We start from the raw sequence: 16,478 nt of genomic DNA, 5'->3' as shown, positions 1-16,478 counted from the left end.
CTATTGGCTCTGACACAATCGCGAATAATTATCGTTAGTTAAAACTGCAACCGGTGATGTCTTTGTCGTCAGCCCAAACCCCGCACAGTGAACTGGTTGGATCGCTTTATCGCGACCATCGCGGTTGGCTGCTGGCGTGGTTGCGCCGCAACGTAGCGTGTCCGCAACGGGCCGAAGACCTCAGCCAGGATACGTTCGTGCGGCTGCTGGGGCGTACTGACCTCAAGGCACCCCGTGAGCCCCGCGCATTTTTGGCAGCGGTCGCCAAGGGCCTGCTGTTTGATTACTTCCGACGCGCGGCACTGGAACAGGCCTACCTCAACGAACTGATGCTGATCCCCGAGGCCGAGCAACCCTCGCCCGAGGAGCAGCAACTGATCCTTGAAGACCTCAAGGCCATCGATCGTCTGCTGGGCAAGCTGTCGAGCAAGTCCCGCTCCGCCTTTCTCTATAGTCGCCTCGATGGCTTGAGCCACGCTGAAATCGCCGAGCGCCTGGGTGTGTCCGTACCCCGCGTGCGCCAGTATCTGGCCCAAGGCATCCGCCAGTGCTACATCGCCCTGTACGGTGAACCGGCATGAGCGCCGTCAGCTCCAAACCGGTCTCGGCGCGGGTGCTGGATGCCGCCATCGCCTGGCAACTGTGCCTGGATTGCGGCAATGGCAGCGCGATGGAGCAAGCCGAATTTGCCAAGTGGTATGCCGCCAGCGAAGAACACGCTCGCGCCTGGTTGCAATTGGGCATGCTCGACCACCGTTTCAGCAGCACCACTGTCCCGGTCCGTAAGGCCTTGCTGAGCGCCCGCAGTGGTGTGCAGCAACGCGTGCGCAAACTCGGCGGCGGCCTGGCAAGCATTGTCTTGGTGTGTGGCCTGGCCTTGTTCGCCGGTAAAAACTATCTGCCCCTCGATTACTGGATGGCCGACCAGCGCACCGCGACCGGCGAGCAACGCCAACTGCGCCTGGCCGACGGTACCCTGCTCAACCTCAACACCCACAGCGCCGTAGACGTGCGGTTTGACGATAAAACCCGTCTGATCGTGCTGCATGAAGGTGAAATCCTCGTGCAAACCGGGCATGACGACCCCCGGCCATTTATCGTGCAAACCGCCGATGGCAACTTGCGTGCATTGGGTACACGGTTTCTGGTCAAGCGCGAGGATGACGGCACGCGCCTCAGCGTGTTGCAGTCCCGGGTCGCTGCCCATCCGCAAGGCAGCCCCGATGAACGTATCTACAGTGAAGGCCAGCAGGTGCTGATGCATCGCGACAGCCTCGGACAGATGCTCGCCGTCAATGTCGGCGCCGATGCCTGGACCCGCGGCATGCTGGTGCTCGATAACGTGCGCCTGGCCGATATGGTTCGCGAGCTCAACCGTTATCACCGGGGCCACCTGGGTGTCGAACCCGAGGTCGCCGATCTGCGCATCACCGGCAGCTTCCCGCTGAATAATCTCGAGCTGGCACTCAATGCCTTGCAGCCTACCCTGCCGGTGCAGATCCAGCAGCGTACGCCATGGTGGGTCACAGTCAGCGCCAAGGCGCAAACGCGCTAAATACAAATAATTTTCGATCAGCCCTATCACTTTCCGAAATTCGTTCGGCATAAAGGCATTGAGAAACACTTCCATTCAGGAATTCGCCGAATGTCACGTACCCTCGACACGCTTTTGCGCCCAAGTCTGCTGGCCATTGCCATCGCCCTCAGCGCTCCGCTGGCCAGTACTGCGCTGATGGCCGCCGAGCAAAGCTCGACCGCCCGCAGCTACAGCCTGCCAGCCGGGCCGTTGGCCACCACACTGAATCAGATCGCCAGCCAGGCGGGTGTGACGCTGGCCATTGATTCTTCTCTGCTGGCCGGTAAAACCTCGGCCCCGGTCGAAGGCACATTCGAAGCCACCACGGCCCTGCGCGAAGCATTGCGCGGGACGGGGTTGCAGTTGCAGCAGAGCGGCAGCGGGTCTTACACGTTAGTCCCGGTGGTCGAAGGCGCATTGACCCTGGGTGACGTGAACATTAACGCCGCAGCAGTGGCCGAAGGTTCGGAAGCCGCCGGGTATGTCAGCGAGAACATCAGCAATGTCGGCGCGCTGGGCGGGATGAAGTTGCAAGACACGCCCTATTCCATGAGCGTCACGTCTCAAGCACTGCTCAAAAACATGCAGGCCACCTCGCTGGATGACGTGTTCAAACGCAACCCGTTCACCCAAGTGTATTCCCCGACAGGGGCGGGCTATGCCAGCGCAGTCAATATTCGTGGTTTCAGCAGCTCGGGCAGCCTGAACATTGCCAACGACGGCCTGCGCTTTACCACAGGCGCAGATGCAGGCAACTTTCTGGAAGAAACCGAGCAACTGGAAGTCATCACCGGTCTCACCGGTTTTTTGTATGGCCCCGCCTCTCCCGGTGGTTTGGCCAACTACGTGCTTAAACGCCCGACCTATCAAAACTATCGCAGCGTGACCCTGGGCAATGCCGGCGGTGACAACTATTACCTGCATGGTGATTTCGGTGGCCCCATCGATGATGAAGGCAAATTTGCCTATCGCTTGAACCTGCTGACCCAGGATGGCGAAACCGCTATCGACATGCAGAAGCGCCGTCGGGAAATGATCAGCCTGGCGGTGGACTGGAACGTCAGCGACGACCTGCAAATCCAGTTCGACGCTTCGCACAAGAAAACCCAAATCCGCGGTGTCACCAGTTATTGGTACTTCGGGGATCAGGCGCTAAGACCTCGCGCTTCGCAGTTGGACAACGACAAGTTGTACAGCCAGAAGTGGGCATTCTCGGACAACGAAACCGACAAGGGCGGCGTGCGAGCCACATGGCGTCTGGACGACACCTTCACCCTGCGCGGTGCTGTCTCCTCGCAGAAATACACCGAAGAGAACACCTACACCGGCCCGACCGTCTACAGCGCGGGGGGATATACCCAACCGTTGTATGCGTTTGCACCAATCGAGCATCAGGAAAACTCGGCTTACCTGTTCCTGGACGCGGCCTTCGAGACAGGTTCGATCGGCCATAAAATGACCTTGGGTTACCAGGGTAACAACTCGCGCATCAAGCAGTACGAGGACCATGTCCCCAGTTCGCCACCGCAATATGTCGATGTGGGCGGCGGCACCTTACCCTTCGGCACGGGTCAGCAAGTCGACAAACCCGGCTACTCGATCGGTAATGGCAACAAACGTCTGGCGAGCACGTCTCAATCCAACAATTTCCTGATTGGCGACGTCATCACCCTCAACGATCAATGGTCGAGCATCCTTGGCGTGACCCGGACTCAAATCAAGTCTTATGCCAATGACTTCATCTACTCCTCACCCGAGAAGAAAACCCGCTACGACGAGAGCAAGACGTCACCCAGCGTGTCGCTTATTTACAAGCCTGTGCCTTGGCTGACCACCTATGCCACCTACATCGAAGGTCTTCAGGCAGGTGGGACGGCACCTTACAACGCGCTGAACGCAGGCGAAATCTTCGCCCCGCAAGTCAGCAAACAGTACGAAATAGGCGCCAAGGCCACCGTGGGCGAAACCTTGCTGACCCTGGCCTTGTTCAACATCGAGAAACCCAACGGGTTCCTCGGCGAGTCGATGGTTTACACCGAGAGCGGCACCCAGGTGAACAACGGCCTGGAGTTCAGCGTAACGGGCAAAGTCACACCCGAGATGACCGTGATCGGCGGCTTCACCTTGCTTGATCCGAAGATCAAAGACGCCGACGTCAAAGCCAATGACGGCAATGCGCCGGTGAATGTCGCCAAGCAACTGGCCAAGGTGTATGCCGAATACGACATCAACAGCGTACCTGGCCTGGCCCTGACCGGTGGCGCGTTCTACACCGGCAAGCAGTACACCGACGAAGCCAACGACTACCAGTTGCCGTCCTTCACCACCTTTGATGCGGGCGCGCGCTATCGCATGAAGGTGTCGGAGAACGATCTGACCTTGCGCATGAACGTCAGTAACCTGGCGAACAAAGAGTACTGGCTCAACAGCCATTACCTGGGCGATCCACGCACCGTACAGTTCTCAGCCCAGCTGGAGTTCTAAAGCGCTCCTGCAGTGGTTGTTTTTTTGTATTTGGGAACATCATGAAAAGCAAAACCATCCGCCGCTGGTCTTTTATACATACCTGGACCAGCCTGATTTGCACCGCCTTTTTGCTGATGCTGGCGCTGACCGGTTTGCCGTTGATTTTTCACCATGAAATCGACCATCTGCTGGGGGACGCGCCAGAGTTGCGGCAGATGCCCGAAGGAACGCCTCATCTCAATCTGCAACAACTGGTCAAGGCCGCCGAGGCTCATCGGCCCGACGAGGTGATGCAGTATTTCGGCTACGACGAAGACGAGCCCAATGCAGTAGTCGCGATCATGGCCGCCACGGCGGGTACCGAGCCCAACTCGTCGCATACCTTCATGCTCGATGCGCGCACCGGCGAAGCCCTGGAAATGCCGTCGGCCAATGGCGGGATCATGATGGTCATGCTGCGCCTGCACGTCGATATGTTTGCCGGCCTGCCCGGCAAGCTGCTGCTAGCGTTCATGGGGCTTTTGTTTGTGCTGGCGATCATCTCGGGCGCGGTGCTGTACTTGCCGTTCATGCGCCGTCACGACTTCGCCATGGTACGCACCGACAAATCCACCCGCCTGCGCTGGCTCGACCTGCATAACCTGATCGGAGTCGTGACCCTGACCTGGGCTCTGGTGGTGGGCGTTACCGGGGTCATCAGCGCCTGTGCCGACCTGATTATCGCCGCCTGGCGTACCGACAGCCTCAGCGCGATGGTCGAACCTTATCGCGACGCGCCCCCCCTGACCCGGCTCGCGCCGGCCAGTCGCCTGCTGGACATCGCTGCCACGGCCGCCCCCGGCATGCGCCCGGACTTTATCGCCTTTCCCGGTACACGGTTCTCCAGCGAGCATCATTACGGGGTATTCATGAAGGGCAGCACGCATCTGACTTCACATCTGCTGACACCGGTGCTGATCGACGCCAGTACGCTTGAAGTCACCGCTGTGGCCGAACGGCCGTGGTACATGGATGCGATGGGCATGTCTCAGCCCCTGCACTTTGGAGACTACGGCGGCATGCCGATGAAGATTCTCTGGGCAGCCCTCGACCTGCTGACCATCGTGGTGCTCGGCAGCGGCCTGTACCTGTGGTGGGCACGCCGCCGCACAGCCAAGGAAAACACCTGATGAAACCGCGTCAGTCGAATTTCTGGAAGGTGTTCTCCATCCCCCTGGCCATCGCCCTGATCAGCGCAACGGGACTGTTCAGCGCACTGCTGGATGACGGTGCGTGGGATACGCTGAGCTGGCTCGGCCTGGGCATACCGGTGTGGATCAGCCTGCGCGGGTTGCTCCGCCGCCGGCAAGCATGACCCCCCGACAACGGAACCTGCGCAGGTCGTTACATCAGCAATCCGGTTTGTCGGCCGTGTAACGGCGCGCCGGGTTTACCGCGGCGTCAAACTCACGCAAGGCCTTGGCACCGATCAGCAGCGGGTAATTGAAACTGCTGCGGTCGGTGAGGTTGACCTCAACCGTGCGCTTGACGTTGCCCAGGCACATCTCCAGATCGACGACCGGACGCTTGGCGCTTTCTGCCGACTCCTTGTCTTCATCTTCATCCGCACGACTTTTGATTTTGCTGATCCGCGCCACTTTGTGCTCGTAGACTTTTTTACTCGCGCCATCGGTGGCCAGCTGGAAGCGCACCCACGGCTCGCCATCGCGGGTGAAGGTTTCGATGTTCTTGGCCGACAGCGAAGCGGTCAACGCGCCGGTGTCCATCTTGGCTTTGAGGGTTTCGCCGATCTCAGGCAATTTGATGTATTCGTAGCGCCCGTACAGGGTCGGATCGGCGGCCATCACCGGCAATGCCAACAGGGATAGCAAGGCTAGAACAGACTTCATGGCGGCATTTTCCTTTCATGACTGGCCGCCTGCGGGAGAGCGAACAGGCTCGTCATGCAGGCGACTCGGTGGGTCGGGTTTTCCGGGGTGATGCTATCGCGAGCACGCTCGCATCGACAGTGTTCAGTACACGGTAACCCATGACGTGTGAAACATTTGTCAGCCAGACGATTTGGCGATCTGAAGCCGTCTGCTTATCATGGCCGGTCACTGGACGTTCAAGAGTTATTTATGCGCCGCCTGCTCACCGGCTGTTTGGTTACCCTGTTATTGCTGTGCAACACCCTGATCCTGTTCGGGCCGCTCATGCTGTTTGCGCTGCTCAAACTGGTGTCACCGGGGCGCCTGCGCGATTACAACTCCAGCGCGGTCATGTGGATCGCCGAAACCTGGTCCGAGATCGACAAGCGTATTTTTGCCCTGTGCCTGCCCACCCGCTGGGACATACGCGGGGCAGAAGGCCTGAGCCGCGACACGTCGTACCTGGTGATCAGCAATCACCAGTCATGGGTCGATATTCCGGCGCTGATGCAGGGGTTGAACCGACGCACGCCGTTCTTCAAATTCTTTCTGAAAAAAGAACTGATCTGGGTACCTTTTCTGGGGCTCGCCTGGTGGGCGCTCGACTACCCGTTCATGAAACGCTATTCAAAGGCTTTTTTAGCCCGGCACCCGGAGCTCAAGGGCGAAGACCTCAAGATCACCCGGGCCGCCTGTGAACTGTTCAAGCGCCAGCCGGTGACGGTGGTCAATTACCTCGAAGGCACACGCTTTACCCCGGCCAAGCGCGCCCAACAACAATCGCCCTATACCTACCTGCTCAAACCCAAGGCGGGGGGCGTGGCGTTTGTACTGGCAGCGATGGGTGAACAGCTGGATGCCGTGCTCGATGTGACCGTGGTGTATCCACAGCCGGACATTCCAGGCTTTTGGGCGCTGATCAGCGGGCAAGTGCCCAAGGTGATTGTCGACATTCAGACCCGCGAGCTGGACGCGGCGTTGTGGCAGGGCGATTACGAGAACGATCCGGTGTTCCGCGAACATGTCCAGAGCTGGATCAACCAGCTCTGGATCAAGAAAGACCAGCGCATCAGCACCTTGCGTGCCGAGCGCGGCTAAGGGTTAAACGCCCCAGGCGCTGCCCAGTTTGCCCAGCAACGAAGTACCGACACCTTCACCGCCCAGGTACTTGAGAATGATCGGGGCGAATTGACCGACCATGCCGCTGTCCATGCCCAGGGCCTTGAACGCGGCGTCCAGCTCAGCAGTGTTGGACACGTTGCTGACAGCGCTGGTCGCTGCCGAGCTGACACCATCGGTTTTACCCAGCAAGCCGCCCAGTTGGCTCAGTTGACCCAACGCGCCTGCGCCAGACAGTTTGTTGATGCCCGGCACTTCCTTGGTCAGTTCCGAGTAGTCGGAGCCGGTCAGTTGGTTCTTGGCCAGGCTCAACATCGCACCCACACCGCCTGCTGCCTGTTCCGGCTTAACGTCAAGCTTGGACAGTTCGCCCAGCAGACCAGCCGCCTGCAGCGACTTGTCTGTGCTTGCGCCATTGCCGTTGCCGCCTTGAACCTGAGCCGCGATACCAGCCACGTCGCTCATGCTGAAACCTGCAAACACCGGGCTCGCCGCCACAGTCATCAATGTTGCCAGTGCCACGCCGCTCAACTTTTTCATCGCTTCAACCTCTAGAACCAAAAAACCACCCGGTAGCGAGCAGTAAAACTGTGAGTTTGACCCAAAACCGAGGCAGATGTTCCCAAGTGCCACTATCGAATCTATCGGTGCTCGATGTTAAATCAAAACAGTCTGCTGCGCGCTGCCTACGGTGGCGCTGCCCAGTCATTTACCGCACCAAAACCTAACAGTTCTGCTAGCTATACAGGTTCAGCGCCCCAAGGGATGCTAGGTTCTGGTTCGCATCAATGACTGGAGTTCAGTATGGCCCCCGCCCGTAATGTCTTGGTCAGCCGTTATCAGTACGACCCGCTGGATCGCCTGACAGGTGCCCACAGCACTCAGCGCTTTTACAGCCACACGCGCCTCGCCAGTGAGATTGAGAACGACGGCAGCACGCGCTTTCTCGAACACGGCACCCAACCATTGGCACTGCAACGACTGGGCACCGCCGCCGACACTACATTGCTAGCCACCGACGCGCACACGTCGGTGTTGACCAGCCTGCCTGCTGCCGCCAGCCCCTCCACTCATCACTACACACCCTACGGCCATCAAGCCGCAGCGAGCAGCCGGCCAGGAGTACCGGGATTCAACGGCGAACACCACGACCCGCTGACCGGCCATTACTTGCTGGGGCAAGGGTATCGGGCATTCAACCCGGTGTTGATGCGTTTCAACAGCCCGGACAGTTTGAGCCCGTTTGAGGAGGGGGGAATTAACGCGTATGCGTATGGCCAAGGTGATCCGGTAAATCGGGTAGACCCAAGCGGGCACTACGCGTCCCGCTTCCTGAATTTTCTCTCTCGTGGCGTGATAAAAGCCCAATCCCGCATCACGGGCGCGCAGGTTAAATCCGTTAAAAATGTGACACGACTTTCGGAAGGCATCGTTGCGTTCGAGGACACTTACAAAAACAAAAGCAGGCTGAACTTTATTGGTCATGGGACGGAGTTCGAAGGTGGCTACCGCTTAAAGTACGATGACAAAAACGCCATTAATGCAGCCTCACTTTATAACCTGGCGTCTAACCACGGACTTGCCGTAAAGCAGTATGAAAACTTGCGCACAGTCATGTGCTATTCCGGCGATGGCGGGGCCAACTCATTCGGGGCCGAGTTGTCTTTGATCACAGGCCGCCCGGTAAAAGCCTACCAGGGGACGGTGATGACATCAGACCCCGATCAAATCATTCCACCGCTCAAAGTTGGCGAAACCTATTCATCGCGCACCGTGTTCGCCATTGAGAAGAACCGCGCGCCCACCAAATATTTACCCCGGGCTTTTAAACAAAACTTCAGACCCGTTACCTATGGCTCAAACATACGAGCAACCAACTGATTCATCGAGTTGAGGCAAGCCCTTCAGGGTCACCTGTACATATTCACACTTACGGGAGTTCCAGCATGTTGCCCCACAACGTTCTGCTCAGCCGTTATCAATACGACCCGCTGGATCGCCTGAGAGGTGCCCATGGCGCCCAGCGCTTTTACAACAAAACACGCCTCGCCACCGTCATCGAGGATAAGCGCAACACGTGTTTTTTTGAGCACGACGCCCAACCATTGGCCCTGCAACGACTGGGCACTGCTCTCGACACCACATTGCTGACCACCGACGCACACGCCTCAGTCTTGAGGAGCCTGCCCTCCAGCGCCAACCCGTCTGTTCATCACTACACGCCCTACGGCCACCGAGCCCTGGTGAGCAGTCTGCCGGGCTTCAACGGTGAGCAGCCGGATCCGCTGACCGGTCATTACTTGCTGGGGCAAGGGTTCCGGGCATTCAACCCGGTGTTGATGCGTTTCAATAGTCCGGACAACCTGAGTCCATTTGGCCAGGGCGGCATGAACGCGTATGCCTATTGCGCAGGCGATCCGATAAACCGGGAAGACGACACAGGGCATTTTTGGCAACACCTGATCAGTGCCTGGAAAGGGTTTCAAAACCGGGTCGGTTTAAGGGTTCCGTCACGGCAAAGGCAATCGTCAATCGCGTCGACTTCTTCGCTTCCTTTTCCTTCTATTTCCAGAGCCTCGTCCGTCTTTTCAATTTCACCCACGGCCTCAGGCTCCCTTGCTCCTGCGACGCCTCCAGTGGCTACGGTGTTGGGTGGTAAGAGTGCCGCATGGACCACGCGGGAAGTTGAAGCATTGCAGGCGTTCAATGTGCCGCCGTTACCCAGATCCGACTCAATAGACTTGAATGATCTTGCGCAGGTATCAGACAACGTTCTGGGTGAAAGACGAATGGGGATGTATTTATCTGAAGACGACGCTGATCTTATGGCACTGCGCCGCCACTTTGCCGAGGGCTTGCCACAAAGACGCTCAAGTCTTCCTGAATATGCCAATTTCGCCCCCCCGGACTATGAGTGGGTAAAAAAAAGCACCGCCCGAAAAAAACAACGCCCCCTGGGCGCAATCCGGAGGGCGTTGTAAATCGAGTGGCGCTTCACACCGTCTGAATGGACGCCCACAACAAGCGGGCGTCGGTTCACTCCAGGCTTCAGTTGCCGCTGAACATCTTGTGCGGATCGATCACAAACTTCTTCGGCACGCCGGCATCGAACTCGCCATAACCGCGTGGAGCCTGGTCCAGGGTAATCACTTCAACGCCAACAATGTCGGCAATTTTGATGCGGTCCCACATGATGGCTTGCATCAGTTGGCGGTTGTACTTCATGACCGGCGTCTGGCCGGTGTGGAAGCTGTGGGATTTGGCCCAACCCAGGCCAAAGCGGATGCTCAGGCTGCCTTTTTTCGCTGCGGCGTCCACGGCGCCCGGATCTTCGGTGACGTACAGGCCGGGAATACCGATTTTGCCCGCGACGCGCACGACACCCATCAGTGAGTTGAGCACTGTGGCCGGGGCCTCATGCTTGACGCCGTCATGGCCGTGACCACGGGCTTCAAAGCCTACGGCATCGACGGCGCAGTCCACTTCGGGCTCACCCAGCAATTCGGCGATCTGCTCGTGCAGCGGGGTGTCCTTGGACAAGTCAGCGATTTCGAACCCTTGAGCTTTGGCATGAGCCAGTCGAATCGGGTTCACGTCGCCCACAATCACGACGGCGGCACCCAGCAAACGCGCCGAGGCTGCCGCTGCCAGGCCCACCGGACCGGCACCGGCGATATACACCGTGCTGCCCGGGCCGACGCCGGCGGTCACTGCACCGTGATAACCGGTGGGCAGAATGTCGGAGAGGCACGTCAGGTCACGGATTTTCTCCATGGCTGCATCACGGTTCGGCAGTTTGAGCAGGTTGAAATCGGCATACGGCACCAGCACGTATTCGGCCTGGCCACCGACCCAGTCACCCATGTCCACGTACCCGTAGGCGCCGCCAGGACGGGCCGGGTTGACGGTCAGGCACACGCCGGTGTTTTGTTCCTTACAGCTGCGGCAGCGACCACACGCCACGTTGAACGGCACGGACACCAGATCGCCGACTTTCAGGTGCTCCACATCACGCCCGGCTTCAATCACCTCGCCAGTGATTTCATGGCCCAGCACCAGCCCGGTTTGCGCAGTGGTACGGCCACGCACCATGTGTTGGTCGGAACCGCAGATGTTGGTCGATACCACACGCAGGATCACGCCGTGATGAATCGGTTTGCCCTGGGGATTCTGCATCTTGGGGAAAGGAATGCTTTGCACTTCAACCTGGCCATTGCCCAGGTACACCACGCCGCGATTGTCAGCCATCTGTATCACCCTTCTTGTAGTTGGTGGGTGAACTGCATGCGGCAAGCCGCAAGCAGATCTGTTTTCAGCTTAGAACGAGGTGCCCTCCCTAGAGCACCACCGTACGACCTCCATTTAGGAAAACACGCCGCTCAATGTGATACCCCACTCCCCGTGCCAACGTCTGGGCCTCGATGTCACGGCCTTTGGCGATAAGGTCTTCGGGATAATGGCTGTGATCAACCGGCTCGACCCCTTGGGCAATGATCGGGCCTTCATCCAGGTCGTTGTTAATGTAGTGCGCCGTGGCGCCGACCATTTTGACGCCCTTCTCGTAAGCCTGGTGATAGGGCTTGGCCCCTTTGAAACCGGGCAACAGCGAGTGGTGAATGTTGATGGCCTTGCCATCGAGCTTGCGGCACAGCTCGGGAGAGAGGACTTGCATGTAGCGCGCGAGGATCACCAGCTCGGCACCGGTGTCTTCGATCACTTGCCACACCTTGGCCTCTTGCGCAGGCTTGTTGCGCGGGTCCAGTGCGAAGTGGTGGTAAGGGATGTCGTGCCATTGAGCCAGGGGCTCAAGGTCGGGGTGATTGGAAACCACAGCCACCACGTCCATCGACAATTGGCCAATGCGCTGCCGGTAGAGCAGATCGTTGAGGCAGTGATCCGCCTTGGACACCATGATCAGTACTTTGGGACGGTAATGCGGGGGCGTCAGTTCAAAGCTCATACCGAAGGCTTGAGCCCGTTCGGCCAGGCCTGAACGAAATTCGGTTTCGTCAAAACCGTCCGGCTGACGGAACTCCACACGAATGAAAAACCGCGCCGAGCGCTGGTCGTCAAAGGAATGGTGCTCGGTGACGTAGCAGCGCTGTTCGAACAGAAAACGCGTCACCGCGTCCACCGTTCCCATGACGCTAGGGCAGTCGGCAGTGAGAATCCAGGTGTCCGGGGCACGGCTCATGGGGAAGTTCCTTATTGTTGTCCAGGTCTGTAGGAGCGAGCTTGCTCGCGATCCAGTCAACGCGGTCTATTTGAAAAAACCGCAGCGCTCAGATCGCGAGCAAGCTCACGCCCACAGGGGGTGTGTCTGGTCAGGCCTCAACACTCAGTCCGAACTCTGCAGCCGCGTCTTGCAACCATAGCCACCAATAGTCAGAAAAGCTGCGACGGATCAGCAGTTCCCAGGTGTCTTCGCCGGTATGCCGGATCACCAGCTGTGACTTGGCGAATACGGTGCCGACCGCCTTGCCCACCGGAAAGTTGTCAGGGTGAACGTCATAGCTGGTGGATTTCATCAGCACTTCGCGCACTTTCGGCCCGCTCAGTTCCAGCAGCTGTTGCCCGCCGCTGACGTTGACCACTGAGATGTGCAGCCCGACCAGCGCCGCTCGCAAGGCTTGCTCCACCGCATATTCCTGGCCGCCAGGTACGATCAGCAGCCACTCATCCGGGCCCATCCACTGCAGCGACGACTCGCCTTTGGCCACCAGGCTCAAGGCCACGGGCAGCTCCAGGCCCAAGGCCTTGTGTACGCCTTCGGCAAAGGCCGGGTCCTTGGCATCGCCACGCAAGGTCAGGTGCCCGAGGAGTTTTTTCTCGCGCACAGTGACACCGGGATTCTTGCGTCCCTTGCCGACCAGGCCGCCGAGATTGGCGTGGTGCAGCGATGATTCGGCTTTCGCACCCGAGTCCGGGCGTTGTTGGTAAACGTTGGCTGTGCTCATGGGTCACCCGCTAAAAATGGTGGTGTTCGACCAACCTGCATCGCGAGCCAGGCACTGACCGACAGAAATGCGGCGTGCTTGCTCGCGACAGGTTTCACTCAAATATTTTGCCGTTCGCCTTTCGGGTCGAAGAACACCGAAGACACGATTTCGGCTTCGATCACAGTGCCATCGGCCAACGGTGCAAATACCCGCTCACCCATGCGGCTGAGACCGCCCTTGACCACGCCCATCGCAAACGAATAACCCAACGAGCCGCAGGTGTAACTGGAAGTCACGTGGCCGACCATGCTCATCGGGATCGACTGGCGAGTGTCGAACACCAGCTGTGCGCCTTCAGGCAACCATTTGGTCGGGTCGACCGGCTTGAGGCCGACCAGTTGTTTACGCTGTTCGCGTACACAGTCTTCGCGGTTCATGCCACGCCAGCCGATCCACGAGAACGGTTTGGTCCGGCCTACACACCAGCCCATGTTCAGGTCATCCGGAGTCATGGAGCTATCGGTGTCCTGGCCAACGATGATGAACCCCTTTTCCGCACGCAATACGTGCATGGTCTCAGTCCCGTACGGCGTCAGGTTGTACGCCTTGCCGGCCTCGGCGATTTTCTCCAGTACGCCCATTGCGTAGTCGGCCTGGATGTTGACCTCGTAGGACAGCTCACCGGTAAACGAAATACGGAACACCCGTGCCGGCACGCCGCCCACCAGGCCTTCTTTCCAGGTCATGAACGGGAAGGCTTCGCGATCCAGGTCGATGTCCGTCACTTCACTCAGCAGTTTGCGGCTGTTAGGGCCGGACAAGGTCAGCGTCGCGTAGTGGTCGGTCACCGACGTGAAGTACACCTTCAGCTCTGGCCATTCGGTCTGTTGATAGATTTCCAGCCATTGCAGGACGCGTGCCGCGCCGCCGGTGGTGGTGGTCATCACAAAATGGTTGTCCGCCAGACACGCCGTCACACCATCGTCAAAGACCATGCCGTCTTCTTTGCACATCAGACCGTAGCGGGCTTTGCCCACGTCAAGCTTGGTCCAGGCGTTGGTGTAGATGCGGTTGAGGAACTCCCGCGCATCCGGGCCTTGAATGTCGATTTTGCCGAGGGTAGAGGCATCGAGAATCCCGACGCTGTCACGGACCGCCAGGCACTCGCGCTTGACCGCCGCATGCATGTCTTCGCCATTGCGCGGGAAGTACCACGGACGCTTCCATTGGCCGACATCTTCAAACTCGGCGCCTTGCTTGACGTGCCACGCCTGCAGCGCGGTGTAGCGCACCGGCTCGAAGATATGCCCACAATGCCGGCCCGCTACCGCGCCGAATGTCACCGGCGTGTAGTTGGGACGGAACATGGTGGTGCCCATCTGCGGGATGCTCACGTTCAGCGAGCGCGCGGCAATGGCCAACCCGTTGACGTTACCGAGTTTGCCCTGATCGGTACCGAAGCCCAGCGCGGTGTAACGCTTGACGTGCTCGACCGACTCGAAGCCTTCACGGGTCGCCAGTTCGATGGCGGCAGCAGTGACGTCGTTCTGCAGATCGACAAATTGTTTCGGCGCCCGCGCCGTGGCTTTTTCATGGGGCACCTGAAACAGCGCCAGCGTCGGCTCTTCATGATGATTCAGGGCTTTGGGCAGCACGCCTTCAACCGGTTTGAAGCCGGCTTCGCTGGCCGCCCGTACGCCGCCTTCGAACCCGTCAGCCAGGCTGTCGGCGAGGCTGTACACGCCATTGATACCGCCCACACACACGCGCTTTTGCGGCGCTTCGCCAGGTACAAAACCCAGAATATCTTCGCGCCAGGTCGGCTTGCCACCCAGGTGCGAAGCCAGGTGCACCACCGGGCTGTAACCGCCCGAGGTCGCTACCAGATCGCACTCCAGCCATTCGCCGGGGCTGGTGACGCTATGGGATTTGAGGTCAATCGCCGCCACACGGGCACCGGTGACATGTTTGCTGCCGCGCGCTTCAATCACCGCGCTGCCGGTCAGGATCCGGATGCCTTTGGCCCGCGCTTCTTCAACCAGGGCGCCGCGTGGATTGCTCCGCGCATCGGCGATGGCCACGACTTGCTGGCCGGCGTCGAACCAGTCCAGAGCGACGCGATACGCGTGGTCGTTGTTTGTGCTCAGCAACATTTTTTTGCCTGGCGCCACGCCGTAGCGGCGCACGTAGGTGGACACTGCGCCCGCCAGCATGTTGCCCGGTACGTCGTTGTTGCCGTAAACCAGTGGACGTTCGCAGGCACCGGTGGCCAGCACCACGCGCTTGGCCCGTACCCGGTTAATGCGCTGACGCACCTGACCGATCGGAGCCCGGTCACCAAGGTGGTCGGTCAGGCGCTCGTGAATGGTCAGGAAGTTGTGGTCGTGATAGCCGTTCACCGTCGCCCGGGGCAGCAGCACGACGTTCGGCAGTGCCTTGAGTTCAGCGATGACTTTGGCCACCCACTCCATCGCCGGTTTGCCGTCGAGGCTTTCACGGCTGTCGAGCAGGCTACCGCCGAATTCTTCCTGCTCATCGGCCACGATTACCCGTGCCCCACTGCGTGCGGCAGCCAAAGCGGCAGCCAGGCCCGCAGGGCCCGCGCCGACGATCAGCACGTCGCAATGGTGGTTCATGTAGTCGTAGGTGTCCGGGTCATTCTCGGTCGGCGAACGGCCCAGACCGGCAGCCTTGCGGATGTACTTCTCGTAAGTCATCCAGAACGACTGCGGGTACATGAAGGTTTTGTAGTAGAAACCCGGCGGCATCAGCTTGCCGCCGACTTTGCCCAGAATCCCCATCATGTCGTTGTTGACGTTGGGCCAGCCATTGGTGCTCGTGGCAACCAGCCCCTGGTACAGCGCCTGTTGCGTAGCGCGCACGTTAGGGATCTGCGTGGCCTCGGTCGCACCGATCTGCAGCACCGCATTGGGCTCTTCGGCACCGGCGGCAAAAATGCCCCGTGGCCGTGAATATTTAAAGCTGCGGCCAATAATATCGACACCATTGGCCAGCAGTGCGGCCGCCAGACTGTCGCCTTCGTAGCCTTTGTATTGTTGGCCGTTGAAGGTAAAGGTCAGCACTTTGGAGCGATCGACGCGGCCGCCGTGGGGCAAGCGATGGGTCTGGCTCATACTTTTTCTCCCAACTCGCAAGTTGCCGTTGTGGTCAGCGGCGCGGTCTGTTCGGTGAACTGCGGTTTGCTGCCGATCAGGTAAGTCTCAAGGATCTCGTACGTCACCGTGTTGCGCGTAGCGTTGAAGAACTGGCGGCAGCCGGCGACGTGGTTCCACAGTTCATGGTGCAAACCGCGAGGGTTGTCACGAAAGAACATGTAGTCGCCCCACTCCGCATCGGTGCATGCATTGGGATCGAGGGGGCGCGGAATGTGCGCCTGGCCGGACGCGTGAAATTCCTCTTCGGAGCGAAGCTCGCCGCAATGGGGACAGAAGATGTGCAACATGAGTG

Annotated in this window: 15 protein-coding genes; 8 read left to right on the top strand and 7 right to left on the bottom strand. The window is 59.3% G+C overall.

Annotated elements, in window-relative coordinates; all coding sequences use genetic code 11:
- The first annotated feature begins 56 nt into the window (after nt 1-56).
- The 5 genes from DQN55_RS02025 to DQN55_RS02005 all read left to right on the top strand — a co-directional run bounded on the left by DQN55_RS02025 (nt 57) and on the right by DQN55_RS02005 (nt 5,396).
- Entirely contained in the window at nt 57-581 is a 525-nt protein-coding gene (locus tag DQN55_RS02025) for an RNA polymerase sigma factor (protein ID WP_162199351.1), read from the top strand.
- Entirely contained in the window at nt 578-1,555 is a 978-nt protein-coding gene (locus tag DQN55_RS02020; RefSeq protein ID WP_048380824.1) for a FecR family protein, read from the top strand. The genes DQN55_RS02025 and DQN55_RS02020 overlap by 4 nt, the downstream gene beginning before the upstream one ends.
- Nucleotides 1,556-1,645: 90 nt before the next feature.
- Complete coding sequence (locus DQN55_RS02015; RefSeq protein ID WP_048380826.1) at nt 1,646-4,060, top strand: TonB-dependent receptor; 2,415 nt, start codon at nt 1,646-1,648, stop codon at nt 4,058-4,060.
- Nucleotides 4,061-4,101: 41 nt separating this feature from the next.
- A complete protein-coding gene (locus DQN55_RS02010; RefSeq protein WP_048380828.1) occupies nt 4,102-5,211 on the top strand; it encodes a PepSY-associated TM helix domain-containing protein in 1,110 nt (369 codons plus the stop codon).
- Nucleotides 5,211-5,396 carry a hypothetical protein gene (locus DQN55_RS02005; protein WP_048380830.1) on the top strand — a complete coding sequence of 62 codons (186 nt, stop codon included), beginning with the start codon at nt 5,211-5,213 and terminating at the stop codon, nt 5,394-5,396. The genes DQN55_RS02010 and DQN55_RS02005 overlap by 1 nt, the downstream gene beginning before the upstream one ends.
- A gap of 34 nt (nt 5,397-5,430) precedes the next feature.
- Here DQN55_RS02005 and rloA2 read toward each other — a convergent pair whose 3' ends face one another.
- On the bottom strand, nt 5,431-5,931 hold the full coding sequence (gene rloA2, locus DQN55_RS02000) for a retropepsin-like aspartic peptidase RloA2 (protein WP_048380832.1): 501 nt from the start codon (nt 5,929-5,931) through the stop codon (nt 5,431-5,433).
- 231 nt (nt 5,932-6,162) lie between these two features.
- Between rloA2 and DQN55_RS01995 the strand changes: the two genes are divergently transcribed.
- Nucleotides 6,163-7,050, top strand: a complete 888-nt coding sequence (locus DQN55_RS01995; protein WP_048380834.1) for an acyltransferase — start codon at nt 6,163-6,165, stop codon at nt 7,048-7,050.
- A 3-nt stretch (nt 7,051-7,053) separates the two neighbouring features.
- Here the strand turns inward: DQN55_RS01995 and DQN55_RS01990 are convergent, their stop codons facing one another.
- Nucleotides 7,054-7,611 carry a DUF2780 domain-containing protein gene (locus DQN55_RS01990; protein WP_048380836.1) on the bottom strand — a complete coding sequence of 186 codons (558 nt, stop codon included), beginning with the start codon at nt 7,609-7,611 and terminating at the stop codon, nt 7,054-7,056.
- Nucleotides 7,612-7,875: 264 nt separating this feature from the next.
- Between DQN55_RS01990 and DQN55_RS01985 the strand changes: the two genes are divergently transcribed.
- Together DQN55_RS01985 and DQN55_RS01980 are read left to right on the top strand one after the other, a co-directional pair.
- Entirely contained in the window at nt 7,876-8,952 is a 1,077-nt protein-coding gene (locus tag DQN55_RS01985; protein ID WP_053070910.1) for an RHS repeat-associated core domain-containing protein, read from the top strand.
- Between the two features lie 65 nt (nt 8,953-9,017).
- On the top strand, nt 9,018-10,052 hold the full coding sequence (locus tag DQN55_RS01980) for an RHS repeat-associated core domain-containing protein (RefSeq protein ID WP_074702834.1): 1,035 nt from the start codon (nt 9,018-9,020) through the stop codon (nt 10,050-10,052).
- Nucleotides 10,053-10,119: 67 nt separating this feature from the next.
- Here DQN55_RS01980 and fdhA read toward each other — a convergent pair whose 3' ends face one another.
- The 5 genes from fdhA to DQN55_RS01955 all read right to left on the bottom strand — a co-directional run bounded on the left by fdhA (nt 10,120) and on the right by DQN55_RS01955 (nt 16,473).
- On the bottom strand, nt 10,120-11,319 hold the full coding sequence (gene fdhA, locus DQN55_RS01975) for a formaldehyde dehydrogenase, glutathione-independent (protein WP_048380838.1): 1,200 nt from the start codon (nt 11,317-11,319) through the stop codon (nt 10,120-10,122).
- An 88-nt stretch (nt 11,320-11,407) separates the two neighbouring features.
- Nucleotides 11,408-12,265, bottom strand: coding sequence for a formyltetrahydrofolate deformylase (gene purU, locus DQN55_RS01970; protein WP_048380840.1), 858 nt, complete (start codon nt 12,263-12,265; stop codon nt 11,408-11,410).
- A 130-nt stretch (nt 12,266-12,395) separates the two neighbouring features.
- A complete protein-coding gene (locus DQN55_RS01965; RefSeq protein ID WP_048380842.1) occupies nt 12,396-13,028 on the bottom strand; it encodes a sarcosine oxidase subunit gamma in 633 nt (210 codons plus the stop codon).
- Nucleotides 13,029-13,126: 98 nt separating this feature from the next.
- Entirely contained in the window at nt 13,127-16,144 is a 3,018-nt protein-coding gene (locus DQN55_RS01960; protein ID WP_048380843.1) for a sarcosine oxidase subunit alpha, read from the bottom strand.
- Nucleotides 16,141-16,473 (bottom strand): sarcosine oxidase subunit delta, encoded by a 333-nt coding sequence (locus DQN55_RS01955; protein ID WP_048380845.1) that lies wholly within the window; start codon nt 16,471-16,473, stop codon nt 16,141-16,143. Before DQN55_RS01955 ends, DQN55_RS01960 begins: the two co-directional genes overlap by 4 nt.
- Nucleotides 16,474-16,478 lie beyond the last annotated feature (5 nt).

It is taken from the genome of Pseudomonas taetrolens, from assembly GCF_900475285.1.
Taxonomy (GTDB): Bacteria; Pseudomonadota; Gammaproteobacteria; order Pseudomonadales; family Pseudomonadaceae; genus Aquipseudomonas; species Aquipseudomonas taetrolens.
Note: the sequence above shows the minus strand (reverse complement) of the source record. Positions and strands in the feature narration are given on the sequence as shown.